This window comes from Rickettsia endosymbiont of Oedothorax gibbosus, from assembly GCF_936269705.1.
GTDB lineage: Bacteria > Pseudomonadota > Alphaproteobacteria > Rickettsiales > Rickettsiaceae > Tisiphia.
Genome location: NZ_OW370493.1, coordinates 2,597,038 through 2,623,967, shown reverse-complemented (window position 1 = coordinate 2,623,967; position 26,930 = coordinate 2,597,038). Strand labels below are relative to the sequence as shown.

The following is a 26,930-nucleotide window of genomic DNA, read 5'->3' as shown; positions in this document are numbered from 1 at the left end:
CTACGTGTATATATAATATATCTACATATAAACAATCTCTACAACAACTAAAAAAATACTATATAACTATATAGATTAATATGGACTATATTTATGAACCAGATATTACAAACTTTTAAGAAAAATAATAATTATACTCCAATTTGGCTAATGCGTCAGGCTGGTAGATATTTACCTGAATACCAAAAAATAAGAAAAACTGTTAGTGGTTTCCTAAATTTATGTTATGATGTTAATAAGGCTGTAGAAGTTACCTTACAACCAATAAGAAGATATAATTTTGATGCGGCTATAGTTTTTTCTGATATTCTTGTTTTACCTGATGCACTAGGCTGGGATGTTAAATTTGAAGAAAATATAGGACCAATATTACGTAAATTTCAATCAAAAGAAGATTTTAAATATCTTAAAGAAAATTCTAGTGAAAAATTAAATGTAGTTTATGAGATAATAAATAAAATTAAAGCAAATTTGCCAACTAATACTGTACTAATAGGCTTTGCCGGTAGTCCATGGACGGTAATGACTTATATGCTTGAAGGAAAAGGTAAGCAAAGTTTTGAAACAAGTAAAAGATTTATTTATGAAAATAATAATTTAGCACAAGAACTTCTAGACTTTATAACTGAGAAGACTATTATCCACTTAATAGGACAAGTAAGAGCTGGAGCGGACTTAGTGCAATTATTCGATTCATGGGCAGGGATATTAGAAGAAACAGAATATGACCAGTTTGTTATACAATCAACAAAAAAAATAGTAATAGCTTTAAAAAAACAATTTCCTTACTTACCTATTATAGGTTTTCCAAGAGGTTCTGGACTTTTATATGAAAAATATATTAATAATACTGGCGTAGATGTTATTGGGGTGGATCAATTTGTACCGGTTAGTTCTATGAAATTATGGAGCGAAAAAATTATTGTACAAGGTAATCTGGATCCTTTTATATTACTTACTAATCAAGAGATTATTGAGGAAAAAGTTAGTAAAATAATTTTAAATTTTAAAAGAAAGAACTTTATATTTAATCTTGGACATGGTATATTACCAAATACACCAGTTGAAAATGTTGAATTTTTAGTTAATTATGTCAGAAAATTTAGATATTAAAATCTCTCAAAAAAAAATAGCTATTGTACTTTTTAATCTTGGTGGACCAGAGAGTTTAAGCTCAGTTAGGCAGTTCTTATTTAATTTATTTTATGACAGAGCGATTATTAATCTACCAAATCCTCTAAGATTTATTATTGCTAAAATAATATCAATTACCAGAAATAAAAAATCTCAAAAAATATACTCTCTAATAGGTAATAAGTCACCTATTTTACAGGAAACAGAATCTCAGAAAGGTGCCATTATAGAAAAGTTAAAAAATACTATAAATGATGATTTTAGAGTTTTTATAGCAATGCGTCATTTTTTCCCTAATTCTGAAGAAGCCGTAAGAAGAATAAATGAATATAATCCTTCAGAAATAATATTATTACCATTATACCCACATTTTTCTAGTACTACTACTGGGTCTTCGATTAAAGATTTTGTATCTTCTTTCCAAAAAAATATATATTCAAATTTAGATATACCAATTAAAACTATTTGTTGTTATCCCATTGATGATCAATTTATTAAATCTCACTTACTGTTAATAAAAAAATCGTTAAAAAAGTTGAAAAACAAAGGTATTTTTCGTATATTATTTTCAGCTCATGGACTGCCTACAAAAATAATAAAAGCAGGTGATCCTTATCAATGGCAAATTGAAAAAACTGTAGAAAATATAGTGTCTAATCTTAACATAGATAATTTAGATTATAAAATAACTTATCAAAGCCATGTTGGTCCGGTGGAATGGTTAAAACCTAACACAGAGGATGAAATTGAAATAGCTGGTAAAGAAAATAAACCTCTTATAATAGTTCCAATAGCATTTGTATCAGAGCATGTTGAAACATTAGTAGAATTAGATATTGAATATAGAAAAATAGCTGACAAATATGGGATAGAATATATTAGAACTCCCACTATGGGGGTAAATGAATTATTTATTAATAGTTTAACTAAGATGATATCAAATTTAATTGATTGTGGAGAAGAAACGAAAAACTTAATATGTAGTTCAATTAACAAGAAAATATGTCCTGGTAATTTTACTATGTGTCCTTGTATAGTCAATTCAGGAGAATTTAGTGGCGTTATAAATCAGATTAGTATTTAGCTTCAGCGTCATTGCGAAAAGCCACTTTAGTGGCGACAAAGCAATCCAAAAAAAACGATTAAAATGGATTGCTTCGGAGGCTTATGCCTCCTAGCTAATAGACAGCACGATGGGTGCTTATTTGGCACTAAATTAGGTTAATTGACTATGAATTTAAAAATTTAAGTAACAGGAGATAATATTAATGGCTAGTTATTATTTATGGTTTAAAGCATTCCATCTTATATCGGCAATTTCTTGGATGGTGGGTTTATTATACTTGCCAAGATTATATGTATATCATTCTAGAGTTGCGGTAGGGAGTGAATCTGATAAAACATTTCAGTTAATGGAAAGTAAGTTGCTCAGAATAATTATGAATCCTGCTATGATAAGTACCTATACTTTAGGTATAATCAATAGTTATATATATGGGTTAGTAGCTTTAGGAACATGGTTTTATATAAAAATGACAGCAGTTTTATGCATAACTATTTTTCACGGTTTATTATCTAGATGGCGAAAGAATTTTGTTGATGGAAAAAATAATCATTCTGAGAAATTTTATCGTATGGTCAATGAAGTGCCGGCATTATTGATGATCATAGCGGTTATTATGGTTATTGTTAAACCATTTGATTAATTTTATGCAATTACCTATTAGTGCATTGAAAAAATAATGTATACTAAAGTGATTTAAAGAATTGGCTCCGTAAAAAGGCGAGCGTTCACGGAAAAAAAGCTATAAGTACAAGACGTCATTGCGAGAAGGTGCATAAGAATTAGTTTAAGAAGATAAAGTAGAAAAGTCGTCATTGCGAGCCACCTTAGGTGGCGTGGCAATCCATTTCTAATCACTTTTCTGGATTGCTTCGTCGACATAAGGTCTCCTCGCAATGACATTTATTCAAATCATTTTAGTATATAATTAAGTATGATAAAATAGTATAAAAATGAATTTTAATGCAAATTGCTAAAATATTATTGCCATTGGCTAATCTTTTTCCATTGGATTATTCAATTCCAAATGAATTAGAATTAGCTATAGGGGATTTAGTAATAGTCCCTTTTAGAAATAAGGAACTAACTGGTATAGTCTGGCAGTTAGATATTGAAGTTTCAGAGAAATATAACAAAATCAAATCTGTTAAACAGAAAGTACCAATTGAATTTAAACTTAATCAAGAGATATTATCGCTAATTAAGTGGGCTGCTAATTATTACATGGTAGAGCTTGGTTCAATTGCAAAGTTGGTTTTACCAATTGATATTGCTGAGAAACCTATAAAAGTAAAACATCAAGAATTAAATAAAGATTTTATTTTACCACCCCTCTCAATAGATCAACAAAAGGCACTTTCTCTATTAAGTCAATCAGATAAACCATCAATTATTAAGGGAGTAACCGGATCAGGTAAAACAGAAGTTTATTTTCATTTATTAGCTAAATATTTGAGACAAGGTAAGCAAATATTGATAATGTTACCAGAAATTGCTTTAAGTCAACAAATTATAAATCGTTTTATAAAAAGATTTGGATTTAATCCGATAATATGGAATTCGGCAGTTACTAAAGCTCAGAAAAAGATGATTTTAAGAGGTTTGCTGAACAATGAAATTAAAGTCATAATTGGTGCTAGAAGTAGTTTATTTCTACCGTATCCTAGTCTTGGATTAATTATTATTGATGAAGAGCATGATAGTTCTTATAAGCAAGATGATGGTATATTATATAATGCTCGTGACGTAGCAATATTGCGAGGAAGCCTATCTGCAACAAAAGTAGTATTATGCTCAGCTACTCCATCTATTGAAACAATTTATAATGTAAATACAGATAAATATCAATTAATTGAATTGTCAAGTCGTTACCAAGATGCAACTTTACCAGAAATTCAAATAATAGATATGAAGAAGGAGAATTTACCAAAAAATTCTTATTTATCTACAAAGTTAATAGAGTCAATTCGTGAAAAGCTGGCAAGCAAAGAGCAAGTATTATTATTTCTAAATCGTAGAGGTTATGCTCCGTTAATGTTGTGTAAACTTTGTGGTTATCGTTTTACTTGTAATTCTTGTTCTGCTTGGTTAGTGGTACATAAATCTAGTAAAAAACTTGAATGTCACCATTGTGGTTATCAGAGTAGGATTCATATTGTTTGTCCAGATTGTTTAGAAAAAGATTCTTTAACTATCTGTGGTCCTGGAATTGAGAGAATTGAAGAAGAAACTAGGAGTATTTTTCCTGATAGTAAAATTGCTGTAATTAGTAAAGATCATTCTCAAAAATCTAAAGATATACAAGAATTACTATATAAAATGGAGCATTTGGAAATTGATATTTTAATTGGTACTCAGATGATTACTAAAGGTTATCATTTTCCCAATCTTACCTTAGTGGGTGTTATTGATGCTGATCTTGGAACAGTTAATAGTGGAGATTTACGATCAAGTGAACGTAACTATCAGTTACTTCATCAAGTTGGAGGTAGGGCAGGAAGAGAAGATAAAAAAGGTGTAGTATTAATGCAAAGTTATTATCCAGATAATGCTATATTTAGCTATATAAAAAATGGAGGAGATCAATTTTTGCAATATGAGCTTAAAACAAGACAAGCAGAAAATATGCCACCTTTTACCAAAATGGCATCGATAATTTTATCTGGAAAAAGTGAACATAAAGTGTTTGAAATATCCAGAAATTTAGTTGCCATTGCTCCAAAAAGTTCAGCACGAATACTTGGACCATCTAGTGCCTTAATGTCTAAATTAGCAGGAAAATTTCGCTATCGTATCTTAATCATAGTAGATAGGAAATTTAATCTACAGAAATTCTTGCAAATATGGTTAAGTTTAATCAAAATCCCCTCTTTTTGTCACTTGAAAATAGACATTGATCCTAAGAGTTTTCATTAATTAGTTATCGCAGGCAATATCCATATATCATACAATTTTTTATTGTCCCAAAATTTGGTTAAAACCTCCGGCTTCAGCCGGAAAAGACTTCAGTCCTTGTTCTAAAATATTTCAATTTACTAATGTTATCATATATATTATTCTCTGAATAGAGAATAATATATATGACTGATTATAGTAAGTCTAGCCACACCGTATTTTACCACCGCTTCCATATCGTTTGGATTACTAAGTATCGATACAAAGTACTCACAGGTAACCTCAGGATTAGAATTAGAGAAATTATTGCTCAGGTAGCAGAATATCTTGGTATCAAAATCATCAATGGAATATTATCTGCCGATCATGTCCATATTATGGCTGAAATTCCACCTCATATATCCATTAGTCAGTTTGTTAAAGCAGCTAAAGGACGTTCATCATATAAAATTCAGCAAGAATTTCCTGAAATTAGAAAAACTTACTGGGGACGCCACTTTTGGGCTAGGGGCTTCTTTAGCTCAACCAGTGGTAATGTCACTGATGATATAATCAATAACTACATTAACAATCATTCAGATGCACATCAGCCTAATAATGTAATGAATATCTCTTTAGAGTAAATCCGTGACTTCTAGTCGCAACTTCAACCTACCAGCTTCAGCTGGTTAGTTATTGAGTTATTTCCTTGTGATGAGTAGAAAGCTGATCGATAATAGTCATTGCGAGGTGGTGTAAGCCGGCGAAGCAATTCATAAAAGTAACCAAAAATGGATTGCCATGACCACTATCATAGCAATTATCTTTTATCTAAATTTTCAAAAAAATATTTATCTAAATAATAAAACAACGTTTTTGTTGAATAAGTTTATGGCAAACTTCAAGTAGCTTACGCATACAAGCAACTATCGCAACTTTCTTAGGTTTAAAATTATTAACAAGCCTATTGTATAAAGTTTTTAAATATTGAAAACCATTTTTGCCAGTTAATACCGCCATGTATAAAGCATCCCGTGGTATTTTTCTGCCTCCCCTAATAAATCTTCGTCCTTGCTTATTACCACTATCACGGGCGTACGGAGCTATCCCCACAATTGCTGACAATTCATTACTACTATAATTTTTATCCCCTAATTCAGGTACAAAACTAATTAGTTTTGTAGCCAAACATTTACCAATACCAGGTACAGTCTCTAATATTTTTACCTTCTCTTTTAACTCTTCTGACTCATCTATTGTTTTGTTTAACTTCTTATCAAGCTCAGCTATTTCATTTTGTAAGAATTTAATGTGTTTTTCTATACTATCTTTATCAATACCATCAATACTATGATGTAGTCTTTTCTTTTCATTGCTAAGCATTAATACTAAATCTTCTCGTCTTTGCTTATATCTCTTCAAATTCTCTGATTCAACTTGATATATATAATTCGCTGAAAGCTGCATCTTATCACCATAATATGCTAATTTAAATGCATCCTTCCTATCAGTTTTGCACAAATTTACCGATTTACTAAAAGAATTAAAACTATATGTATTGACCTTATGTATTTGTTGCTTATTATTATACAGCTTTTGACAAATCTCAGCTTCGTATCCTCCAGTGGGTTCACATATTATTAGCTTAATCTCTTGCTCTTTTGCTAATTTAATCACCTCTTCATGACCAGCTGCATCATTGGCAAAACGATGATATTTAGGTTTATCGCTTGTATTATATACACATATATCAAGCCATTGTTTACTTACATCTAGACCTATTATTTTACTCATGATATAATCTCCTTCGTCTTATTGTGCAAGGCTGCTACTTCCAACACCTTCTGCAATTTGTTCAAAGCAAACTTTGTAAGAGGGTACTTATTCTATGCTCGATTATCTCAATCAAGTACCCCTCAAATCACCCTCTTACCATTACTTATATCATAATTTAAAGATATAAGTACCCTACAATTTTTGTAAAGATGGTATTAGGATAGAAAAAAGTTTTTGTTTGGGAGGTATTAATAATGTGGATATTAGCTGCGTTATGGCTGTTGTAGATTGATAAAAAGCATTTTTGATATGATCAAAGCCATAGGTAAATAATGAAAACAATTGTCTTTCAATGGTTTTGTACCGTTTTATTCGGATGGGATTTAAGGCATTTTGTATTATTCCATTTTTGACTATTAAAGCTGAAGCAATAGCAGTTATCACTAATAATTTTTCAAATCTATCCAATTTTACAATGTGACTTTTTTCAATATCAAAACCACCGCTTTTTAGGTGCAAAAATAGTCGTTCAACACTCCAACGAAATTTATATAAAGCAAAAATATCTTGCTCTATTTCAATTGAAGACACCAGAACCATCAGCTCGCTCTTATCATTTCTATATGCGGTAAAATTAACCTTTCTATTCCATAATATACCACTACAAGCCCTATACTCTAAGGCTTTAACATCACTAAATATTCTTTCAATGGTTAAAGTTCTTAAACCTTTTGTAAGACGAATTTTATGATCCATTTTTAATGGAATAACAAACTTTAGATGGTTATTTATCAGAAAGTCTAACCATTCTTTATTCATAAATTCTCTATCAGCAAGCAAATATTTTATTCTTTCAACGCCAAAATTATTAATAAATTTCTGTAAAAATTCCTTCATAAATTCTGCAGAACACCCGCCACCATGCGACAAAGTCTTCCAGAATATTGGCACCGATATTTTACCAATTACCATTACTAAAAATAAAATATTAATATCGGATTTACCAAATTTCCAACTTGTCCTATCCATTGCTACGACATAATTTTTTGAAGCAAAAAAGCTTAATAGCAAATAGCCAACCTTCATATAATCAAAATTAAAATCTTTTAAAAAACGATAAATTCTATGAGTTTTTGACGTCGCTTTAGCATCACCTAAAATACCAAGTGCTAAACCTTTTTGATAAATTGAGCTGCCCGTCAGCAAACTAATTACCATACCAACCAAACATTTTAATCTTGATTTATTTCCGTCTATATATAAAATCAATTCTTGAAGTATTATATTATGCATTTTGTTATAAAAATACCTACCTTATACTACTTCACACCACTCTAAATCAACCATTCTTCTTCATCTTCTCAAAATTGTAGGGTACTATAGTCCTATACTGCAAACTACTTTACGCTTACGGTTAGGATTTGGTAATATATATTTATTTTGCTCCGTATCAAAATGCTTGCAAAAATCATCAATTAAGCAGAAAATCTCCGTAAGAGGGATCATAATATATTCTCCAATTTTGTTGTTATTATTCGAGAACTTTATAATCCCTCCCTTCTTACTTTTCAAATATTCTTTCTCCTAACACACTAGTTTGAAAGAAGGTTTTATTTTTACCATAGCTCACCACCAACAGTTTGTTTATGTTATTACATAATGCTTAGCATTTTGTTTGGTGCTTACGTCAAACTCAGGTTAATTTAAGTGAAAATTAACATATCCATGACCACTTATAAGCGATATTGCCATTTTATTTTTATAAATACCACCTTCATGCAATATCCAGGTTAAGCTCTGATGAACTTTGTCCACCTGAGCTTATCGTTATCTCAAGCGGCAAATTAAAGCTTGGCTCCTTAGTTGATTCAAGGTCTGGCAAACTTTGTCCACAATTTTGTCCACAAAAACAATCCTTTTTACCGCATTTAGATATTATAGATATATATATAGATGTGTTTTTTTTTGATTTTTTTACAGTTGAGTGGTAATTTTTTTCCGGTTGAAGTGAAATATTTTTATGGCTATATTGAATATTTATACAATCAGAGTAATAAGAATTATCATTAGCTTTACGAAAACTTATAAATTTTTTAAGAATTCTGATACATAAAATATTGCGACATTTTAGGTTATGTTTGATCGTAGTAATTAAAGAGTGATCAATGAACCCACTTGTTTGTAATTCTGTTAGACATTGTTTAACCCGTTTTTGACAAACTCCTAGCTCTTTTTCGAAAAAATGATAGCCTTCTTGTAATTCTTCTGATAGTTTATCTTTTTGATAAATTTGTAGGCGAGAAACTATCAAAGACAGAAGTTGACGAGAAGTTTTACTTAATTGCTTACCACAATTATTAGTAAGGTTTCGCCATTCAGGTGGGACGAAATTACTGACTATATTATAAAAGATAGTATCGGAATTTTCAGCTAAACCGTCGGGAAAAATTAACGATTCCGTCATATTTCCTCCCCGTGAAAAACGGTCAAAAACAGACTGTTTTGTAGGTCAAGTTTGGGGGATTTTGGCAAAAAAACACTATAAATGTTATATAGCAACTTTTGAAGGAATGTATAAAGTAGTTGAAACGATAATATATATACGGGTTGGGAAGAATTTTTTAAACCCCACTCTTCACTCTTGCGAAGAGCCGCTAAAAGCGACGACGCGGCAATCCAAGAAAAAGTGAATAGAAATGGATTGCGTCGTCGGTCTGGTGACCGGTGCTTATTTGACACTAATTCAGGTTAATTAACTATACTTTGAACTCGTTATTTACATAAATTACTTATTAATAATTAAAAATTTTTCTTTTATCCCTTGAACTGTTACAAAACCAAGCATATATAGAATACACAATGTGTAAGTATTAATTTTATGGAGGTAAAAATGTCTTTTAGACCGTTGCATGATAGAATTGCGGTAAAACCAATTCAACAAGAAGAAAAAACACTCGGGGGAATCTTTATCCCTGATACAGCTAAGGAAAAGCCTATGCAGGGGGAAGTAATAGCTGTAGGAAAAGGAGTGAGAGGGGAAAATGGTACTATCCACTCATTAGAAGTTAAAGTAGGCGATAAAGTACTATATGGCAAATGGGCTGGTACTGAAGTTAAAGTTGATGGTTTAGATCTGATAATCATGAAAGAAAGTGATGTCATGGGCATAATTAGTTAATAATTTATCTAAATTATTATAAGAATTATTTAATTTGTAAGGAGAATATAATATGGCAACAAAATTAATAAGACACGGCTCAAATGCACGTGAACAAATGCTAAGAGGTATTGATATTTTAGCTGATACCGTAAAAGTAACATTAGGTCCAAAAGGTAGAAATGTTGCAATTGAACAGTCATTCGGATCACCAAGATTAACCAAAGACGGTGTGACAGTGGCAAAAGCCATTGAACTAAAAGACAAAGCCCAAAATTTGGGAGCTCAATTAGTAAAATCTGTGGCAAGCAAAACATCTGATGTTGCTGGTGATGGAACAACTACCGCAACTGTTCTAACTCAAGCAATAGCAAGGGAAGGTAACAAAGCGGTAGCAGCTGGCTTTAATCCTATGGATATAAAACGTGGTATAGATTCATCCGTTAATTTAATAGTTGAAGAAATTAAGAAAGCTAGTAAAAAAATCAGTAGCCAAGAGGAGATTGCTCAAGTTGGTACTATTTCATCAAATGGTGATACAGAAATTGGTGAAAAAATTGCCGTAGCAATGGAAAAAGTTGGTAAAGAAGGGGTAATTACCGTTGAAGAAGCTAAGAATTTTAGTTTTGAAGTAGATGTAGTTGAAGGTATGATGTTTGATAGAGGTTATCTATCACCATATTTTGTTACTAATTCCGAAAAAATGGTAGCTGAATTGGAAAATCCTTTTATCTTATTATTTGAAAAGAAATTATCAAATTTACAGCAAATGTTACCAGTGCTTGAAGCCGTAGTGCAATCAGGACGTCCTTTATTAGTAATTGCTGAAGATGTAGAAGGAGAGGCACTTGCTACCCTGGTAGTGAATAAATTACGTGGTGGGTTAAAAGTTGCTGCAGTTAAAGCTCCTGGATTTGGCGATAGAAAAAAATTCATGATGGAAGATATCTCTATTTTAACAGGTGGTCAGCTTATCAGTGAAGATCTTGGTATGAAGCTTGAAAATGTTAATATCAAAATGCTAGGTACTGCTAAAAAAGTTACTATCTCCAAAGAAAATACTGTCATAATTGATGGTGCTGGTAGTAAGGCAGACATCGCGGCTCGTTGTTCTCAAATTCGAGCACAAATTGATGAGTCTAGTTCAGATTACGATAAAGAAAAATTACAAGAGCGTTTAGCTAAACTTGCTGGTGGCGTAGCTGTCTTAAAAGTTGGTGGTGCTACTGAAGTTGAAGTAAAAGAAAGAAAAGATCGTGTAGAAGATGCTTTGCATGCTACTAGAGCTGCCGTGGAAGAAGGCGTTGTTGCTGGTGGCGGTGTTACTCTTTTCTATGCGGCAAGAGCTTTAGAGTCGCTAAAAAGTGCTAATGAAGATCAACAGGCTGGTATTAATATCGTTAAGAAGGCTTTGCAAGCTCCAGTAAGACAAATTGCAGAGAATGCTGGTATGGATGGAGCTATTGTAGTTGGAAAACTTACTGATAGCAAAGATAAAAACTTTGGCTTCAATGCTCAAGATATGACTTATGTTGACATGATTAAAGCTGGTATTATCGATCCAACTAAGGTCGTACGTACTGCTTTGCAAGATGCAGCATCAGTTGCTTCTTTGATTATTACTACCGAAGCATTTATTACTGATGAACCAGCTGATAAAGATGAATCTGCTATGCCACGTGGTGGTATGGGCGGTGGCATGGGCGGTATGGACTTCTAACCGCTTCTTCTCATATTATAAGTTCTAATGTCACCCTTACCATTCGTAGGGGTGACAACCCTCCTAGTAGTCTTGACAACGACACATGAGTACATTAGAATATAATGTACTCAACAATATATTAATATTATTATGACGACAATTACTACCCGTATTCCAGATGATTTAAATAGCTCTTTATCTTTGATAGCTAAATCAATGGAAAGATCAAAAAGCTATATTGTTCATAAAGCAATTTAAAGCTACATTAAAGAACAATTACAAGATATAGAGGATGCTGAAGATGCTTTAGCCAGAATGAAAAATCCAGATAGGAATTTTTATACTTCTGAAGAAATGAAGCAAAAATTAGAAGAAAGATATCGTGAAGAGCCTAGTTTATAAGGCTAAATATTAGAAAATACCACTATATTCTGTGTAGAATAACCTTAAGCAAGGGGTAGATATGTCTGTTGTTTATCAGAATAAGTAAAAATTTGCCCTGTTTTTATATCAAAAAACCATAGATGAATAATTAGTTCTTTTCTGCTTACTTGTTCATTGATCCATGGAAACATCATACAATTTTGATATGATTGTTTAAGTGCTAATTTTGTATAATCATCAGCATTATGTTGTCTAAAATTAGGTGTTTTTATTAGAGAAACCCAGTTGGTTATGAAATCATTGTGCTGTGAATCATCACTAGTTAATAATTCCTGGATTCCTCCACATTGACTATGTCCCAATATAATTAAGTGTTCGACTCTTAAAAAACAAACTCCAAATTCTAAGGCAGCACTCGTACCATGATGATATGTATCTTTTTCATAAGGGGGAACAATATTTGCCACATTACGAACAACAAATAAGTCTCCTGGATCACACTGTAATATTAACGCTGGGTCTACTCGTGAATCACAACAAGCAACTACCATAATCTTTGGTTGTTGACCATCACGGGATAGGCTGTGCATGACAGATTTATTACCATCCGCATATTTTTTCCTAAAAATTTGATAGCCTTTTAGTATTTTGTTAAAACTTTGTTGCATATGTCAGCCCTAAAAACGTCACTATACCTAATTCTCCTGAATTGACTATACCACATCATTGTCCAAATTACCAACAGAAGTAGAACTGGGCAAAAGGTCTAATTTAGAAAAAGATTCGTAATAAAACAGACAATTACCTTGTTACAAAAACTGGACATTAGAATGTTATTGACACTATGAAATATTTTACTAGACTTAGAACGCTAATAATTATATAAAGCTTAATAATCGTTATATAGTCAATTCAGGAGAAGTTGATGCTAGGAGCGACGCCTATAAGTAATAGGTGAGTGACAACGCATAAGCGTCAGTTTAAGAAAACAATAATTGAAAAACCGTCATTGCGAGGAGACCGTAAGGTCGACGAAGCAATCCAAAAAAGTGATTAGAAATGGATTGCCACGCCACCTACGGTGGCTCGCTAATAGACGATTTTTCTACTTTATTTTCTTAAACTGACACCTATGAGTGACGATGTCACCAACTTCTCATCAATTGACCATAAAAGGGCCTGTAGTTCAGTTGGTTAGAACCCACCGCTCATAACGGTGTTGTCGCAGGTTCAAGTCCTGCCGGGCCCACCAAAAATCAATAGGTGAAAGGTTTATTTTAAAATGATTAATTTTAAAACACTTTCAATTTACCTGTTCAGACTATATTGTAGCTATTTCATTGTTATATTAGTTCTGCTTATTGGGGTTTTTACTCTTTCAAATATCTTTGATCTTTTACAGCAATCTAAAGCTGTATATATCCCAACGCATTCTTTTTGGAAACTTGTATTATATAAAATACCTTACTTGGTTAATGAAGCGGCTTCTCTGCTCAGCTTTATTACGATGTTACTTTTTCTAAGAAGATTAACTAAACATAACGAATTAATAACCATTTTATGCAATGGTATCAATATTTGGCGGGTTATTGCTGTTCCATTTTTTGCCGCGATCATTCTTGGTATAATACTAATAACTATATGCAACCCTATTGGTACATTCGGTCTACAAAAATATGAATCTTTAAAAGCAAAGCTGTTTAAAAATACATCGACTAACCTTATAATATCAAAATCTGGTCTATTATTTTTTGAGAATTATCAGGGCAAAAAAAGGATCGTTCAGGCTGGGTCTATTGATATAGTGAATAATAAGTTAAATAAGGTTATTATATTATTCTTGGATGATGAAAATAGCTTCTTAAAAAGAATTGATGCTCAATATGCTATTTTAATCGATAATAATTTTGAATTAACTTCTGTAAAACTTTCGGATGCTAATAACTTCAAGCAATATGAGAATTTTACCATTCCAACAAATTTGTCAATAAATAACTTACTAAATAGTTTTATAACCCCTGAAATGATTGCTATTTGGGATTTACCAGATATAATTCAGCAATTAGTAAAATTTGGCTTACCCATAACTAATTATCAAATTTATTTCTATAAACAGTTATTTAAACCTATAATTATGGCTACTACCGTAATTTTAGCAGCATGCTTTTTTAGCCTCAGGCAACGTGATAATTCTCAGGAAAAAATTTTAGTAATTGGTTTATTTTTAGGTTTTATTATTTATTCTTTATTAGAGGTGTTGTTTAAAATACTTGCATATAATGCAACTCCTCCTTTCTTAGCTATTTTATTACCAAATATATGTATATTATTTTTCAGTAATTTTGTTATTATGCATTCTAAGAAAATTTGATATATTCAAATGTATTTAATCTTGAGAATTGATATAAGATGGTTAGAACTTAAGACTTTGGAGAAATAAAAATGCTAACAAAATTTTTCAGTAGATTTGCAAGTGATATGGCAATAGATCTTGGTACTGCTAATACTTTAGTGTATGTCAAAGGCAAGGGAATCGTATTAAACGAACCATCTGTAGTTGCATTGATTAAAGTGGATGGAGCATTTAAACCATATGCATTTGGTCATGAAGCAAAAAATATGTTAGGACGTACCCCAACCGATATTGAAGCTAAGAGGCCACTAAAAGATGGGGTTATAGCTGATTTTAAGGGGGCTGAGGAGATGATAAAGCATTTTATCAGAACAGTACATAGTCGCCGCTCATTTACTGGTCCAATGATTATAATTTGTGTACCCTCAGGTTCTACACCCGTTGAACGTAGAGCCATCCAAGAAGCAGCAGAGAGTGCAGGTGGTAGAGATGTGTATCTTATAGAGGAACCTATGGCAGCAGCAATCGGTGCTGGCTTACCAGTAACAGAAGCAACTGGTTCAATGATTGTTGATGTAGGCGGTGGAACAACAGAAGTAGCTGTCCTATCATTAGGCGGTATTGTATATGCTAGATCAGTGCGGGTTGGTGGTGATAAAATGGATGAGTCTATTATTTCTTACATTAGAAGGCATTATAATTTGCTAATCGGTGAAGCTACAGCAGAAAAAATTAAAAAGCATATAGGGGCTGCTTATGTAGATGATAGTTTAGAGCCAAGAGTAATGGAAATTAAAGGGCGGGATTTAATTCATGGCATCCCTAAAGAAATGCTACTAAACGAGAAACAAATTGCTGATAGTCTAATTGAACCAGTCAACCAAATTGTTGACGCAGTAAAAGTAGCATTGGAATGTACCCCCCCTGAACTTTCATCGGATATTGTAGATAAGGGGATTGTTATGACTGGTGGTGGAGCATTACTTCGAAACCTAGATCATGTTCTAAAAGAAGCAACTAAATTACCGGTAATTGTTGCTGAACAGGCTTTATCATGCGTAGCTCTTGGCACAGGAAAAGTATTGGAAGATTTTCAAAAATTAAAGCATGTGTTATTTAAACAAGATTAACAAATGGCATTACTAGCAAATAGAATAAAGAATCCTAATAGAATAGCAGGGTTAGCTAAATTTATACTTGTTACCGCGAAACGCGGTTTGATTTTATTTTTTACCATAGCTTCGCTTTACTTATTTATTGCTACTCCAAAAAGACTCTCTTCTATGTCTCTTGAAATCGTTGGACATGTTATGTTTAGTGGCTTGCTAATTCATGAAAATGTATTTAAACAAATTAACCTAATAACCCAAAATTTTATTTATTTACGGGACTTAGCAAGAGAAAATATTGAATTACAATTAGAGGTGGCAAGCTTAAGAAGCTTGCAGAGTGATATATATTTAATCCAATCTGAAAATAGAGAGCTAAAACAACTATTATCAGTTATAGAAGAAGAGCAATATAGCTATGTTAGTGCTAAATTGTTAAGCGTCTCATTAAATCCCTTCAGTAAAACTGCTTTACTGTCAGCTGGGGCAAAACATGGTGTGGCAATTGATCAAATAGTTACCAACAGTGAAGGATTAGTTGGACGAGTAATACAGGTAAGCAACAATTATTCTAAGATAATTTTAGTTAATGACGTGAATTCTAGAATTCCGATCACTACAACCTCTTCAAAAGAAAAAGGTATAATGAGTGGCTATGGTAACGGTAGTAAAATACTCTATTTATCAAAAAACCACTTAGTGCAAAAAGGCGAGAAAGTTATAACCTCTGGTTATGGAAATATTTATCCTTATGGCATAACAGTTGGTTACGTAAACAAAGCAAATTCAGAAAATGTTCTTGTAAAACCTATAGTTGACTTATCTAAAACTAAGTTTGTCAGCATATTACTTCCACAATGAATCTTTTATACTATATTTTATGTTTGGACAAAATCCCAAAAGGGCAGCAATATTTAATGACGGGACTAGCCTAGAGATTAAAAGTATCTTTAAGACTATTCAGGGAGAAGGTCCTTTTGTCGGTATGCCTGCTGTCTTTATTAGGCTTGGTGGATGCAATCTAGCTTGTAATTTTTGCGATACTGATTTTGAAGATTTTAATATATTGACTATTAATAATATTATCGAAGAAATCAAGAAACTTACGATTAATATTAGACCTCTTCGGAAACTCGCTTATGCTGAGGAATTTGAAGGAGACGCGGAACGCAGAACCACAGCGTACTCTAATGTATGTGAGGATTCGAGTACCGCATCATTGTCCAAATTACCAGCAAAAGTAGAGTTTCCGAAGAGGTCTATTAAATTAGTGGTTATAACTGGTGGCGAGCCTTTTCGTCAACCTATAGAATTATTGTGTCATAAATTAATAGATTTGGATTATATAGTGCAAATAGAAACTAATGGCACGTTATATCGTGAGATTCCAGATAAAGTACATATAGTTTGCTCACCCAAAGCTGGAAAAAATAGGGCTACAAAAAATGGTTATTCCCTATTGCGAAATGATTTACTATCTCGCATTAATGCCATAAAATTCTTAGTAGCTAAAAATATACCAGAATATTCTAACATACCTGAAGTTGGGCAAAGTAAATATAATATACCAGTATTTATCCAGCCTATGGATCAAAACAACCCATTGCTAAATAAAGAGAATGAACAACTGGCTATTGATTTGGCACTTAAGTATGGTTATCGCCTTTCTATACAAATCCATAAGATTTTGGGTATTGATTAGGTTACTAAATAAAGCTACCAATATAGTTGTCAAAGTTTTTTATTTTTATGCCTATAGTGATAATTAATTGTATAACCAATAAACCCAATAAATAGTAATGGAAGGCTATAGCATAATGCATCCTTACTAAAGAAGATTTCATAAACACCTATATTACGTTAATTCGGGATAAGGATTAGTAAAAATAGCAGACATATATACACTACGAAGAGCAATTAATGTATGAATTCACAGAAATGCAATTTATACATATCCAAAATCTTGTATTAGTTATAGCTAAAGCATTTTTACTAATCCTTATCCCGAATTAACGTATATTGTGTTCAATTAGATATCGTATCATTTGAAACATGATAATCATATACAACGTCTCCCTGATTACATATAACAGATATTGATCCCACTTAAACATAATTAACCTCAACATTCAACATAAGCAAATAAACATGTATACTTGAAACGGTTCTTATAGCTAACCTGACTAATAATACTACGTCATTGCAAGGAAGGCCGTAGGTCGACGAAGCAATCCACAAGAGTAACCAAAAATGGATTGCCACGACCTACTTGCGTGGTCTCGCAATGACAGCATGATAGGTGCTTATTCGGCACTAATTCAGGTTAATTGACTATAAACAAAAAAGTTGTAATTTCCACGTTATAAATTGTCATCCTTGGCGAGTCAATCATTTAATTTGTGTGTGCGTCAAGATAAGGTGCATTAATCTTACGGGTGAAAGTCCTGTTATGGAAGGAGTAGCTAGCTCCACCATATAGCGAGTCTTGTGCTGCTGAAGGTAACGACAGTAGTAAAGCGTAGACAGCGAAACATCCGAGCCGAAACCAAATGGTGAACGTGATAGCCCTGAAATGATATTGGTAGTGGAAGTCGATGTGCTACACAACGCAGTAGACAAGAGAAAACTAGAGGTCAAACTAGCGAAAATCCGAAAGTTTTCAACCATCGGGGTCTCAGGCGTCAGCGAGTTTGTAGAGATTAATGACACAACTTGAGAAGTCCTTATAACTCTTACTGAGTTAAGTAAGTATTCAAAGTACAAGTGCCGAAACATAAGGCTTTGGAGATGGTGTTAAGGATGGCTGAGTCAGTTGTAGTAGTGATGAAGCTTCGTAATGGGAGTGGAGCGAAGGGCTGACAGAAAGGTAAGAACGTAAGAGGGAAACAATGACCGTACACAGCATAGACGGAAATACATGGTCAACGAAACTTGAGCGTATAAAGTTGCTATCATCACAAAATCAAGACATAAAGTTTAATAATCTTGGACATATTATTGATTTAAAGATGTTAGAAGAACAATATAAGGAACTTGATAGCAAGAAAGCTGTAGGAATAGATGGTATAACCAAAGCGGTTTATGGTAAGAAGTTGGAAGCAAATTTGCTCTCGCTCCTTACTAAAATTCGCAAGGGGCAATATCAAGCTAAACCTGCACGAATTACATTGATTCCAAAAGAAGATGGAGGCAAAAGACCTTTGGTAATATCATGCTTTGAAGACAAGATAATCGAGTCGGCAGTAAGCAAGATATTAAACTCAGTGTTCGAGCCAATATTCTTAAAATGTTCTTACGGGTTTCGACCTAAATTAAACGCCCATGATGCACTTAAGGAGTTGAATAGACTTACGTATAACTTCAATAAAGGAGCTGTAGTTGAAATTGATATAACTAAGTGCTTCAATTCAATCAAACATTCTGAGTTGATGGGATTCCTAAGAAAGAGAATATCTGACAAAAGATTCCTAAGACTAGTTATGAAACTGATGGAAACACCAATTATAGAAAACGGCATTACAGTTACTAACAAGGAAGGATGCCGCCAAGGGTCTAAAACATCACCAATTTTGGCAAATGTCTTCCTACATTATGTTATTGACTGTTGGTTTGCTAAAATCAGCAAGGAAAACATAAGAGGGCAAACTGGAATGGTGAGGTATTGTGACGATATGGTGTTCGTCTTTGAGAATGAAGAAGACGCGAGGAAGTTTTATGAGGTTTTGCCCAAAAGATTAAACAAGTATGGCTTGAACATCAATGAAGCTAAATCGCAGATGATTCAGTCCGGTAGATACCATGCTGAGGACTTAGCTAAGCAAGGTAAGAAGATCAAGAGTTATAATTTTCTTGGCTTTACTTGCTATTGGGGTAAATCAAGGTTTGGTAACATATGGAGATTAAAATATACCACAAGGAAAGATCGATTTACCGAGAAGCTTAAAGGGCTAAGAGAATATCTACGAAGTCACCTTAATGAGAGGGGCAAAGAACAGATATTATTGCAAGTCATTAGAGCTACAAAGGGGTGGATCAATTATCATGGTATATCAGATAATCAAAGACGAGTAAGTTCATTTATTCACCAAACTAGGCGAGCAATATATGGGTGGTTTAATAGAATGGGTGGGAAGCGTAAGATGAATTGGCAAAGATTAGCTGAAATACTCAAAAGGGTCGACTTTCCAAATAAGTGGAAGACCATTTCAATGTTCTAAAACCAACAAAAAAAAATAGGGTACAAGCCTATCTTACCTTTCGGGAGCCGGATGCGGTAGCTCTGCATGTCCGGTTCTGAGGAGGGGCTTAACCAAGCAATTGGTTAGGTCTACTCACAAAGTTCATTTTTTATTGTCCCAAAATTTGGTTAAAACCTCCGGCTTCAGCCGGAAAAGACTTCAGTCCTTGTTCTAAAATATTTCAATTTACTAATGTTATCATATATATTATTCTCTGAATAGAGAATAATATATATGACTGATTATAGTAAGTCTAGCCACACCGTATTTTACCACCGCTTCCATATCGTTTGGATTACTAAGTATCGATACAAAGTACTCACAGGTAACCTCAGGATTAGAATTAGAGAAATTATTGCTCAGGTAGCAGAATATCTTGGTATCAAAATCATCAATGGAATATTATCTGCCGATCATGTCCATATTATGGCTGAAATTCCACCTCATATATCCATTAGTCAGTTTGTTAAAGCAGCTAAAGGACGTTCATCATATAAAATTCAGCAAGAATTTCCTGAAATTAGAAAAACTTACTGGGGACGCCACTTTTGGGCTAGGGGCTTCTTTAGCTCAACCAGTGGTAATGTCACTGATGATATAATCAATAACTACATTAACAATCATTCAGATGCACATCAGCCTAATAATGTAATGAATATCTCTTTAGAGTAAATCCGTGACTTCTAGTCGCAACTTCAACCTACCAGCTTCAGCTGGTTAGTTATTGAGTTTCCAATAAATCATATTTAAAATCTCCACAAAGTATTTCAAATTGATTTAAAGCTAAAGACCAATCTTTAATAGGCATGGTCCATTTTTTGGCTGCATTTTGTAGGGATAAAAATATTATTTTTTGAATTGACTTATCATCTGGAAACACCCCCTTATTTTTGATAATTTTTCTAATTTGACGATTTACAGATTCTATAGTGTTAGTAGTATAAATTACCTTTCTGTTCTCTTCAGGAAAGGCAAAAAACGGTATTATCCCAGACCAATTACGTTGCCAAATATCAGAAATTACCGGATATTTTTTATCCCATTTTACACCAAATTGCTGAAGTTTTAAACGTGCCATTTCGTCATTATTAGCTGTATAAATTTGTTTTAGATCTGATGTGACCTCTTTTAAATCTTTATATGATACCAATTGCAATAATTAACGCAGTGGTGTAAAATGGGTTTTTAACTGATAAAGGTACTCAAATGGCTAGGTTAATATTACCACAAGGTTTTCATGGTCATGATTTTATAAAAATGATGAAACATGAGCCGCATGGTCGAAATCGTATACGTTTATTGGCGATGTATCACCTTCAATTAGGCAAATCTTTAAAAGCCATATCTGAAATAGTGAAGTCACACTGGAAAACTGTGCAATCATGGCTCAGAAGATTTAGGAATCATGGTTTTGAAGGATTATTTGAATCACAAAGAAGCGGTGCCCCTAGGAAGATTAACACTATACAAGAGTCTGCTCTTTTTGATAAAATCAATACGCTCAGTGAAAGTAAAACTGGTGGGTATATAACTGGAAAGGAGCTACATATCATGTTACTTGAGGAATATGGTGCTAAATGCGCTTTAAAAACAGTCTACAATACTATGCACCGCCTTGGTTTTAGCTGGATTACTTCTCGTTCAATGCATCCAAAGTCAAATCAAGAGACTCAAAATACATATAAAAAAACTTCCCAGACATGTTAACAAAATTATTACCAAAAAATATCGATAGATGTAAAGTTGATATATGGTCTCAGGATGAAACTCGAGTTGGGCAACAAGGTAGCTTAACTCGTATATGGGCTAAGCGTGGCACTAGACCCCGTAAAGTTCGGCAACAGCAATTCATTTCAACATATATTTATGGAGCTGCTTGCCATGATACAGGAGAAGCTTTTGCATTAATTTTACCATATGCAAACACACAGGCAATGAATAAATTCTTAGAAGAGCTTTCTCGCAGTATTCAAGGCAACCGACATATAGCTTTACTAACGGATAATGCAGGTTGGCACACAGCCAAAAAACTAACTGTGCCAAGCAATATCACTTTGATACCGCTTCCGCCCTATGCACCGGAACTTAATGCAATGGAACAAGTTTGGGAATGGATCAAAAATCATTTCTTGTCTAACCAATGTTATGGTGTATATGAAGATATCGTCACTATGGCTTGTTACGCTTGGAATCAATTTGCTCATAATGTAGATTTAGTAAAATCAATTATGTATAGAGACTGGATAAACACACCGTGTTAATTATTGCAATTGGTATGACACATACTTTACTGAATTGCGAACCATATGTACAATACATAATTGTACTATAGTACTCGGGAATACACTGCTTATAGCTTCTGGAAAGCCCTTTAAACCATCCACACAAGCAACATAAATTTGTTCAATTCCTCGATTCTTTAACTCAGTAACTACTTGCATCCAAAATTTAGCACCTTCATTTTTGCCTATCCAAATGCCAAGTAACTCCTTTTTCCCTTCTATATTTACAGCAAGTGCTAAATATACTGCTTTATTTATTACTATGTGATTGTCTCTAGATTTTACATAGATACAGTCCAAGTATAATATTGGATACACCCTATCTAAACAACGATTTTGCCACCTAGTTACTTCTTCTATTACCCCATCTGTTATGGTGGATATCAAGTCACCAGATACATCAGTTTGATATATTTCTTCTAAATGCCCTCGGATCTCGCTGACTGTCATACCGCGACCATAAAGGGATATCACTTTCTCATCAAATCCATTAAATCTCCTCAGCCCTTTTGGTATTAATTGAGGATTATACTCTCCTTCCCGATCTCTTGGTACTTCTACTGTCAGCTTACGACCATCCCCATCAATTACTGTCTTCTCATAGCTACCATTACGACTATTATTATCTACTTTTGCCATCTTGCTATGTTTTGAATATCCTAATTCATGATCCAACTCACTTGCTAATATTTTATCAACTATTTGCTTCTTTAGCTGTTGAAATAAACCATCTCGACCAAATAACTCCGATGGATTAAGGTGGTCCCCTTTGTCTAGACAAAAATTTAGATAAATAGAGATATAATTCACAAAAATTAAATTGTTGTTTTTATACAATATTTTTTTCAAAATATACACATTCTGGAGTTTTATAATCCAAAGCTTGATGCATCCTTTGTCTATTATAAAAGTCCATATATTCGTTAATTGCTGTCTTTGCCTCCTTTACTGTTGTTAAAATAATCCGATAAATTTTTTCCTGTTTTAATGATCGCCAAAAACGTTCAATAAAAATATTATCTAAGGCTCGTCCCTTACCATCCATACTAATCAAGATATTATGTAGCTTTAGCATACTAATAAAATTCTCCGAGGTAAATTGTACTCCTTGATCAGTATTAAATATTTTTGGCATACCATATTTTTCTATAGCGTCTTCAAGGGCTGTTACACAAAATTCACTTTCCAAACTAATGGAGATTCGCCAACTTAGAATATAACGACTATACCAGTCAATAATAGCTACTAAATATACGAACCCTTGGCTCAGTCTTATATACGTTATATCTGCACTCCAAACCTGGTTTGGCAATACTATTTCTAATCCTTTTAGTAAATAAGGATATATTTTATGCGCTTGATTCCTCTTGCTTAAATTTATTTTAGGATAAACAGCTTCAAGACCCATTATCTTGTAGTAACGTCTAACAGCTTTACGACCTACCGAAAAACCTTGGGCTTGTAAATATTTAGCCATCCGCCGCATACCATAATATGGATGCATAGTATAGGTCTCATCAATTATTGCCATAATCTTGATATCTTGTTCACTAATACCAGTAGGTTGATAGTAATAGGTTGACCTGCTAATATCCAATAACTTACACTGTTGTACAATTGTTAACTTATTATGATTAGGCTCTATCATATTACACCTAACCTTTAATTCCAAACAATGCAGATTTTTTTTTGAGCCAGTCACACTCAACGCTTAACTGACCAATTTGCTCATATAGATTCTTGATTAACCCCTGCTGATTTGGATCAGCACTCTGTGTTTTATTCTTAAAACCTTGTACTAACAACTCAAGACCTTGTTTTTTCCAGTTACTTATCTGTGTTGCATGAACACCATACTTACTGGTTATCTGGGCTATTGTTAGCTCTCCCTTAATTGCTTCTATGACAATTTTGGCTTTCTCCTCAGCACTATATTGCCTTACTTGTTTTTTCATCTCTAGCTCTCCTTGTTTGCTAAAGAATTCTATCTCATTTTTCTTATTTTTCTGTCCAAAATATTGGAACCATTATAAAAAATTGGTGTAAATTTATTATAAAGCTATATAATTAAATCTACTTAAATCAACTGCAGAAGATATATTTGCTCAGCCATATTCAACAACAAATTATATTATGAAAATCAATGTGGAAATTATTCGCACTTATCAAGATTGGAAAAATCATAAATTTATCAATAAACTATTAGTGAAGAATGTTGCGTGTGCTATACTAAGTAGATATAAGAATTTTAAAGGAGTTGCAAGGTTTGAGCTAGCGATATTACTAGCTGATAATAATGAAATGTTAAATTTGAATAGCCAATTTTGTGGTAGGGGGAAACCTACAAATGTGCTATCATTTCCTGATATAGAATTAGACTTTCGGCATCTACTTGAATTTACTCCTAACTTAGATTATATGTATTTAGGAGACATAGCTTTTGGGTATGAAATAATTCAGAGTGAAGCGATAAGTCAAAATAAAAGCTTTAGGGATCATTTTATACATCTTTTGGTACATAGTGTTTTGCATTTACTTGGCTTCGATCACCAAAATGACGAAGAAGCAACTATTATGGAAAATTTAGAAATAGAAATATTAAAGGATTTTGCTATTGTTTCTCCATATTAACAATTATGCTAGGTTATGTGAAAAAAGAAGATATTCCCTCTATTAACTCTAAAAAGGCTATGCTTACAAATCCTTCAAAATTTGATATTCTTAAATCTTGGTTCTTTCGTCTGTTTTTTGGAGAAAAGATAGAGGATAATTTTTATTATACTATTAAAAAGCTAAAATCTCACAGCAAGAAAATGGCATTAGAAGAAAAAAAGATTTTCATGAATCTTTTGAAATTTGGTCATAAAACTGTAGAAGATGTAATGATTCCTAGATCTGACATTAAGGCAGTAAAATTAACCACTAGCGTGGAGGAGTTAAGCAAAATACTTAATAGCAAAATACCTCATACTAGAACGTTAGTTTATGATGAAACGTTGGATAATATAATTGGTTTTATTCATATAAAAGATTTGTTTAAGATACTTGTTACTAAGCAAGATATGTCGTTGAAAGGAATAATTCGTAAACCTATCATTTCTGCTCCTTCAATGAAATTGATAGATTTACTAGCAAAAATGCGAAAAGATCGTGTACAGATATCTATAGTTGTTGACGAATATGGTGGAACTGATGGCATTGTAACCATTGAAGATATTATGGAAGAGATAGTTGGTAGAATAGATGATGAGCATGATAAAAAGTCGGATAATGATAATTTCAAAATTATCAATAATAATACCATTTTATCAAATGCTCGGGTGAAAGTTGAAGATCTTGAATTGGCTCTTGGAGTGAAGTTAAAAACAGAAAATGATGAATTCGATACAATTGGTGGTCTAGTCTTAGCAAAAGTAGGTAAGGTACCTTCAGTTGGTAGTCAAATTGATATTGAGGAACAGGTTGAACTTGAAGTAATCGAAGCAGATCCGAGATCACTTAAGCAGGTTAAATTAAAATTAAAAAATGGCACATTATTACCTAATTATACTTTATGATTATCGCAACTAATTTAGCCATGAGTTATGGTGCAAAAATATTATTTACCGACGTAAATGTTCATATCAAAAATGGTAATAGATATGGGCTTGTTGGAGCGAATGGTGCTGGTAAATCTACTTTTTTTAAAGTTCTAATTAAAGAAGAGGAAGCAAGCATTGGTGAAGTAAATATAGTTAAGAAGGCTCGTATTGGTTGCTTGAAACAAGATCAATTTATTTATGAAAATACTTCAATTATTAATACTGTTATTGCTGGTAGAAGTGAATTATGGCAGGCTTTGCAAGAAAAGGAAAAAATATTAGAAAATGATCAGCTAGAGGGTGAACAATGTGATGAGGAAAGTGGTTATCGGCTAGGTGAGTTGGAACAAATTATTGCTGATAATGATGGATATATCTCAGAAATTTTTGCCATTGAGTTACTTCTAGGTTTAGGGATACAAGAAAAATATCATCATCAACTAGAGGGTGAACAATGTGATGAGGAAAGTGGTTATCGGCTAGGTGAGTTGGAACAAATTATTGCTGATAATGATGGATATATCTCAGAAATTTTTGCCATTGAGTTACTTCTAGGTTTAGGGATACAAGAAAAATATCATCATCAACTAGAGGGTGAACAATGTGATGAGGAAAGTGGTTATCGGCTAGGTGAGTTGGAACAAATTATTGCTGATAATGATGGATATATCTCAGAAATTTTTGCCATTGAGTTACTTCTAGGTTTAGGGATACAAGAAAAATATCATCATCAACCATTATCCGTTTTATCCGGTGGTTATAAACTTAGAGTATTACTAGCCCAAAGTTTATTCAACAATCCTGATATATTATTACTTGATGAGCCGACCAACCATCTTGATATAGTATCGATTTATTGGCTAGAAAATTATCTAAAACAAAAATTCAAAGGTGCTTTGGTATTTATTTCGCACGATTTGGCTTTTCTTAATAATATTTCTACCCATATTTTGGATATAGATTACGGTACCATCAAAACTTATACTGGTAATTATGATATTTTTATTCGTGATAAACAGCTAATTGCCGATCAAAAGCTTAAGGATCTTACTAATATAGAGAAAAAAATTGCTACTATGCAGGTTTTTGTCGATAAATTCCGGGCTTCCGCTAGCAGATCTAAGCAAAGTAGCTCACGAGAAAAGCAAATAGAGAAAATGGAATTACCTGATATACGTCAGTTCGGGATAAGATATAGATGAAATAGTAATAGATAAAAGGATTGTCAAAAAGGAGTGCCTGCAGTATTTATATTTTTAAACAAAAAAACAAACTAC

26 protein-coding genes, 1 tRNA gene and 1 pseudogene are annotated in these 26,930 nt (G+C 32.9%); 19 read left to right on the top strand and 9 right to left on the bottom strand.

The genetic code is table 11. From position 1 onward, the window contains the following. The first annotated feature begins 93 nt into the window (after window positions 1-93). The 5 genes from hemE to tnpA (NBW66_RS14315) all read left to right on the top strand — a co-directional run bounded on the left by hemE (window position 94) and on the right by tnpA (NBW66_RS14315) (window position 5,715). Window positions 94-1,113 carry a uroporphyrinogen decarboxylase gene (gene hemE / locus NBW66_RS14335; RefSeq protein WP_250311364.1) on the top strand — a complete coding sequence of 340 codons (1,020 nt, stop codon included), beginning with the start codon at window positions 94-96 and terminating at the stop codon, window positions 1,111-1,113. Then, entirely contained in the window at window positions 1,091-2,218 is a 1,128-nt protein-coding gene (gene hemH, locus NBW66_RS14330) for a ferrochelatase (protein ID WP_250311363.1), read from the top strand. Before hemE ends, hemH begins: the two co-directional genes overlap by 23 nt. Before the next feature lie 184 nt (window positions 2,219-2,402). Further along, window positions 2,403-2,840 carry a protoporphyrinogen oxidase HemJ gene (gene hemJ, locus NBW66_RS14325; protein WP_250311362.1) on the top strand — a complete coding sequence of 146 codons (438 nt, stop codon included), beginning with the start codon at window positions 2,403-2,405 and terminating at the stop codon, window positions 2,838-2,840. Between the two features lie 320 nt (window positions 2,841-3,160). Continuing rightward, window positions 3,161-5,113 carry a primosomal protein N' gene (locus NBW66_RS14320; RefSeq protein ID WP_250311361.1) on the top strand — a complete coding sequence of 651 codons (1,953 nt, stop codon included), beginning with the start codon at window positions 3,161-3,163 and terminating at the stop codon, window positions 5,111-5,113. A 164-nt stretch (window positions 5,114-5,277) separates the two neighbouring features. Further along, the gene (gene tnpA / locus NBW66_RS14315; RefSeq protein WP_250310592.1) at window positions 5,278-5,715 is read left to right on the top strand and encodes an IS200/IS605 family transposase; all 438 of its coding nucleotides are present in this window, start codon (window positions 5,278-5,280) and stop codon (window positions 5,713-5,715) included. Window positions 5,716-5,926: 211 nt separating this feature from the next. Here tnpA (NBW66_RS14315) and NBW66_RS14310 read toward each other — a convergent pair whose 3' ends face one another. From NBW66_RS14310 to NBW66_RS14300, 4 genes and pseudogenes are all read right to left on the bottom strand, one after another. Next, on the bottom strand, window positions 5,927-6,865 hold the full coding sequence (locus NBW66_RS14310; RefSeq protein ID WP_250310767.1) for an IS110 family RNA-guided transposase: 939 nt from the start codon (window positions 6,863-6,865) through the stop codon (window positions 5,927-5,929). Window positions 6,866-7,039: 174 nt separating this feature from the next. Further along, entirely contained in the window at window positions 7,040-8,140 is a 1,101-nt protein-coding gene (locus NBW66_RS14305) for a transposase (RefSeq protein ID WP_250310546.1), read from the bottom strand. 87 nt (window positions 8,141-8,227) lie between these two features. Continuing rightward, window positions 8,228-8,353 (bottom strand): annotated as a pseudogene (locus NBW66_RS14755) (IS982 family transposase); the annotation flags it as partial. A 268-nt stretch (window positions 8,354-8,621) separates the two neighbouring features. Further along, on the bottom strand, window positions 8,622-9,311 hold the full coding sequence (locus NBW66_RS14300) for a hypothetical protein (RefSeq protein WP_250311360.1): 690 nt from the start codon (window positions 9,309-9,311) through the stop codon (window positions 8,622-8,624). Between the two features lie 426 nt (window positions 9,312-9,737). On the opposite strand from NBW66_RS14300, the gene NBW66_RS14295 reads away from it, so the two are divergent. After that, entirely contained in the window at window positions 9,738-10,025 is a 288-nt protein-coding gene (locus NBW66_RS14295) for a co-chaperone GroES (RefSeq protein WP_250312214.1), read from the top strand. A 52-nt stretch (window positions 10,026-10,077) separates the two neighbouring features. Next, on the top strand, window positions 10,078-11,724 hold the full coding sequence (gene groL / locus NBW66_RS14290; protein WP_250311359.1) for a chaperonin GroEL: 1,647 nt from the start codon (window positions 10,078-10,080) through the stop codon (window positions 11,722-11,724). A 428-nt stretch (window positions 11,725-12,152) separates the two neighbouring features. Here groL and NBW66_RS14285 read toward each other — a convergent pair whose 3' ends face one another. After that, the gene (locus NBW66_RS14285; protein ID WP_250311358.1) at window positions 12,153-12,758 is read right to left on the bottom strand and encodes a carbonic anhydrase; all 606 of its coding nucleotides are present in this window, start codon (window positions 12,756-12,758) and stop codon (window positions 12,153-12,155) included. Between the two features lie 507 nt (window positions 12,759-13,265). Here NBW66_RS14285 and NBW66_RS14280 point away from each other — a divergent pair. The 7 genes from NBW66_RS14280 (at window position 13,266) to tnpA (NBW66_RS14250) (ending at window position 20,462) form a co-directional block, all read left to right on the top strand. After that, window positions 13,266-13,342 (top strand) — tRNA-Ile (locus NBW66_RS14280). A gap of 30 nt (window positions 13,343-13,372) precedes the next feature. After that, window positions 13,373-14,461: an LptF/LptG family permease gene (locus tag NBW66_RS14275; protein WP_250311357.1), complete on the top strand. Its 1,089-nt coding sequence runs from the start codon at window positions 13,373-13,375 to the stop codon at window positions 14,459-14,461. A gap of 71 nt (window positions 14,462-14,532) precedes the next feature. Then, window positions 14,533-15,573 (top strand): rod shape-determining protein, encoded by a 1,041-nt coding sequence (locus tag NBW66_RS14270; protein ID WP_250311356.1) that lies wholly within the window; start codon window positions 14,533-14,535, stop codon window positions 15,571-15,573. 3 nt (window positions 15,574-15,576) lie between these two features. Beyond that, on the top strand, window positions 15,577-16,413 hold the full coding sequence (mreC, locus tag NBW66_RS14265; protein WP_250311355.1) for a rod shape-determining protein MreC: 837 nt from the start codon (window positions 15,577-15,579) through the stop codon (window positions 16,411-16,413). A 19-nt stretch (window positions 16,414-16,432) separates the two neighbouring features. Continuing rightward, window positions 16,433-17,254, top strand: coding sequence for a palindromic element RPE1 domain-containing protein (locus tag NBW66_RS14260; protein ID WP_250311354.1), 822 nt, complete (start codon window positions 16,433-16,435; stop codon window positions 17,252-17,254). A 1,186-nt stretch (window positions 17,255-18,440) separates the two neighbouring features. Next, window positions 18,441-19,769 carry a reverse transcriptase domain-containing protein gene (locus tag NBW66_RS14255; RefSeq protein WP_250310618.1) on the top strand — a complete coding sequence of 443 codons (1,329 nt, stop codon included), beginning with the start codon at window positions 18,441-18,443 and terminating at the stop codon, window positions 19,767-19,769. Window positions 19,770-20,024: 255 nt separating this feature from the next. Continuing rightward, window positions 20,025-20,462, top strand: coding sequence for an IS200/IS605 family transposase (gene tnpA / locus NBW66_RS14250; RefSeq protein WP_250310592.1), 438 nt, complete (start codon window positions 20,025-20,027; stop codon window positions 20,460-20,462). 49 nt (window positions 20,463-20,511) lie between these two features. On the opposite strand, the gene NBW66_RS14245 is transcribed toward tnpA (NBW66_RS14250), so the two are convergent. Then, complete coding sequence (locus NBW66_RS14245; RefSeq protein WP_250310696.1) at window positions 20,512-20,946, bottom strand: transposase; 435 nt, start codon at window positions 20,944-20,946, stop codon at window positions 20,512-20,514. 50 nt (window positions 20,947-20,996) lie between these two features. Between NBW66_RS14245 and NBW66_RS14240 the strand changes: the two genes are divergently transcribed. Both NBW66_RS14240 and NBW66_RS14235 read left to right on the top strand, forming a co-directional pair. Further along, window positions 20,997-21,497: a helix-turn-helix domain-containing protein gene (locus NBW66_RS14240; RefSeq protein ID WP_250310542.1), complete on the top strand. Its 501-nt coding sequence runs from the start codon at window positions 20,997-20,999 to the stop codon at window positions 21,495-21,497. Then, window positions 21,491-22,051 carry an IS630 family transposase gene (locus tag NBW66_RS14235; RefSeq protein WP_250310543.1) on the top strand — a complete coding sequence of 187 codons (561 nt, stop codon included), beginning with the start codon at window positions 21,491-21,493 and terminating at the stop codon, window positions 22,049-22,051. Before NBW66_RS14240 ends, NBW66_RS14235 begins: the two co-directional genes overlap by 7 nt. Here the strand turns inward: NBW66_RS14235 and NBW66_RS14230 are convergent, their stop codons facing one another. From NBW66_RS14230 to NBW66_RS14220, 3 genes are read right to left on the bottom strand one after another with little or no spacing between them, the layout of a single operon-like run. Beyond that, window positions 22,052-22,882, bottom strand: coding sequence for an IS256 family transposase (locus tag NBW66_RS14230; protein WP_250311353.1), 831 nt, complete (start codon window positions 22,880-22,882; stop codon window positions 22,052-22,054). Between the two features lie 19 nt (window positions 22,883-22,901). Next, the gene (locus tag NBW66_RS14225) at window positions 22,902-23,720 is read right to left on the bottom strand and encodes an IS3 family transposase (protein WP_250310664.1); all 819 of its coding nucleotides are present in this window, start codon (window positions 23,718-23,720) and stop codon (window positions 22,902-22,904) included. A gap of 7 nt (window positions 23,721-23,727) precedes the next feature. Continuing rightward, window positions 23,728-24,027, bottom strand: coding sequence for a transposase (locus tag NBW66_RS14220; protein ID WP_094649795.1), 300 nt, complete (start codon window positions 24,025-24,027; stop codon window positions 23,728-23,730). A gap of 178 nt (window positions 24,028-24,205) precedes the next feature. Between NBW66_RS14220 and ybeY the strand changes: the two genes are divergently transcribed. From ybeY to NBW66_RS14205, 3 genes are read left to right on the top strand one after another with little or no spacing between them, the layout of a single operon-like run. Further along, on the top strand, window positions 24,206-24,703 hold the full coding sequence (ybeY, locus tag NBW66_RS14215; RefSeq protein ID WP_250311352.1) for an rRNA maturation RNase YbeY: 498 nt from the start codon (window positions 24,206-24,208) through the stop codon (window positions 24,701-24,703). Between the two features lie 5 nt (window positions 24,704-24,708). Continuing rightward, window positions 24,709-25,629 carry a hemolysin family protein gene (locus NBW66_RS14210; RefSeq protein ID WP_250311351.1) on the top strand — a complete coding sequence of 307 codons (921 nt, stop codon included), beginning with the start codon at window positions 24,709-24,711 and terminating at the stop codon, window positions 25,627-25,629. Beyond that, entirely contained in the window at window positions 25,626-26,855 is a 1,230-nt protein-coding gene (locus NBW66_RS14205) for an ATP-binding cassette domain-containing protein (RefSeq protein ID WP_250311350.1), read from the top strand. The genes NBW66_RS14210 and NBW66_RS14205 overlap by 4 nt, the downstream gene beginning before the upstream one ends. The last annotated feature ends 75 nt before the right edge of the window (window positions 26,856-26,930 follow it).

Coding starts and splice junctions, on each gene's coding strand:
- hemE (WP_250311364.1), top strand. CDS start 94: ATGAACCAGATATTACAAACTTTTAAGAAAAATAATAATTATACTCCA.
- hemH (WP_250311363.1), top strand. CDS start 1,091: ATGTCAGAAAATTTAGATATTAAAATCTCTCAAAAAAAAATAGCTATT.
- hemJ (WP_250311362.1), top strand. CDS start 2,403: ATGGCTAGTTATTATTTATGGTTTAAAGCATTCCATCTTATATCGGCA.
- NBW66_RS14320 (WP_250311361.1), top strand. CDS start 3,161: ATGCAAATTGCTAAAATATTATTGCCATTGGCTAATCTTTTTCCATTG.
- tnpA (WP_250310592.1), top strand. CDS start 5,278: ATGACTGATTATAGTAAGTCTAGCCACACCGTATTTTACCACCGCTTC.
- NBW66_RS14310 (WP_250310767.1), bottom strand. CDS start 6,865: ATGAGTAAAATAATAGGTCTAGATGTAAGTAAACAATGGCTTGATATA.
- NBW66_RS14305 (WP_250310546.1), bottom strand. CDS start 8,140: ATGCATAATATAATACTTCAAGAATTGATTTTATATATAGACGGAAAT.
- NBW66_RS14300 (WP_250311360.1), bottom strand. CDS start 9,311: ATGACGGAATCGTTAATTTTTCCCGACGGTTTAGCTGAAAATTCCGAT.
- NBW66_RS14295 (WP_250312214.1), top strand. CDS start 9,738: ATGTCTTTTAGACCGTTGCATGATAGAATTGCGGTAAAACCAATTCAA.
- groL (WP_250311359.1), top strand. CDS start 10,078: ATGGCAACAAAATTAATAAGACACGGCTCAAATGCACGTGAACAAATG.
- NBW66_RS14285 (WP_250311358.1), bottom strand. CDS start 12,758: ATGCAACAAAGTTTTAACAAAATACTAAAAGGCTATCAAATTTTTAGG.
- NBW66_RS14275 (WP_250311357.1), top strand. CDS start 13,373: ATGATTAATTTTAAAACACTTTCAATTTACCTGTTCAGACTATATTGT.
- NBW66_RS14270 (WP_250311356.1), top strand. CDS start 14,533: ATGCTAACAAAATTTTTCAGTAGATTTGCAAGTGATATGGCAATAGAT.
- mreC (WP_250311355.1), top strand. CDS start 15,577: ATGGCATTACTAGCAAATAGAATAAAGAATCCTAATAGAATAGCAGGG.
- NBW66_RS14260 (WP_250311354.1), top strand. CDS start 16,433: ATGTTTGGACAAAATCCCAAAAGGGCAGCAATATTTAATGACGGGACT.
- NBW66_RS14255 (WP_250310618.1), top strand. CDS start 18,441: ATGACCGTACACAGCATAGACGGAAATACATGGTCAACGAAACTTGAG.
- tnpA (WP_250310592.1), top strand. CDS start 20,025: ATGACTGATTATAGTAAGTCTAGCCACACCGTATTTTACCACCGCTTC.
- NBW66_RS14240 (WP_250310542.1), top strand. CDS start 20,997: ATGGCTAGGTTAATATTACCACAAGGTTTTCATGGTCATGATTTTATA.
- NBW66_RS14235 (WP_250310543.1), top strand. CDS start 21,491: ATGTTAACAAAATTATTACCAAAAAATATCGATAGATGTAAAGTTGAT.
- NBW66_RS14225 (WP_250310664.1), bottom strand. CDS start 23,720: ATGATAGAGCCTAATCATAATAAGTTAACAATTGTACAACAGTGTAAG.
- NBW66_RS14220 (WP_094649795.1), bottom strand. CDS start 24,027: ATGAAAAAACAAGTAAGGCAATATAGTGCTGAGGAGAAAGCCAAAATT.
- ybeY (WP_250311352.1), top strand. CDS start 24,206: ATGAAAATCAATGTGGAAATTATTCGCACTTATCAAGATTGGAAAAAT.
- NBW66_RS14210 (WP_250311351.1), top strand. CDS start 24,709: ATGCTAGGTTATGTGAAAAAAGAAGATATTCCCTCTATTAACTCTAAA.
- NBW66_RS14205 (WP_250311350.1), top strand. CDS start 25,626: ATGATTATCGCAACTAATTTAGCCATGAGTTATGGTGCAAAAATATTA.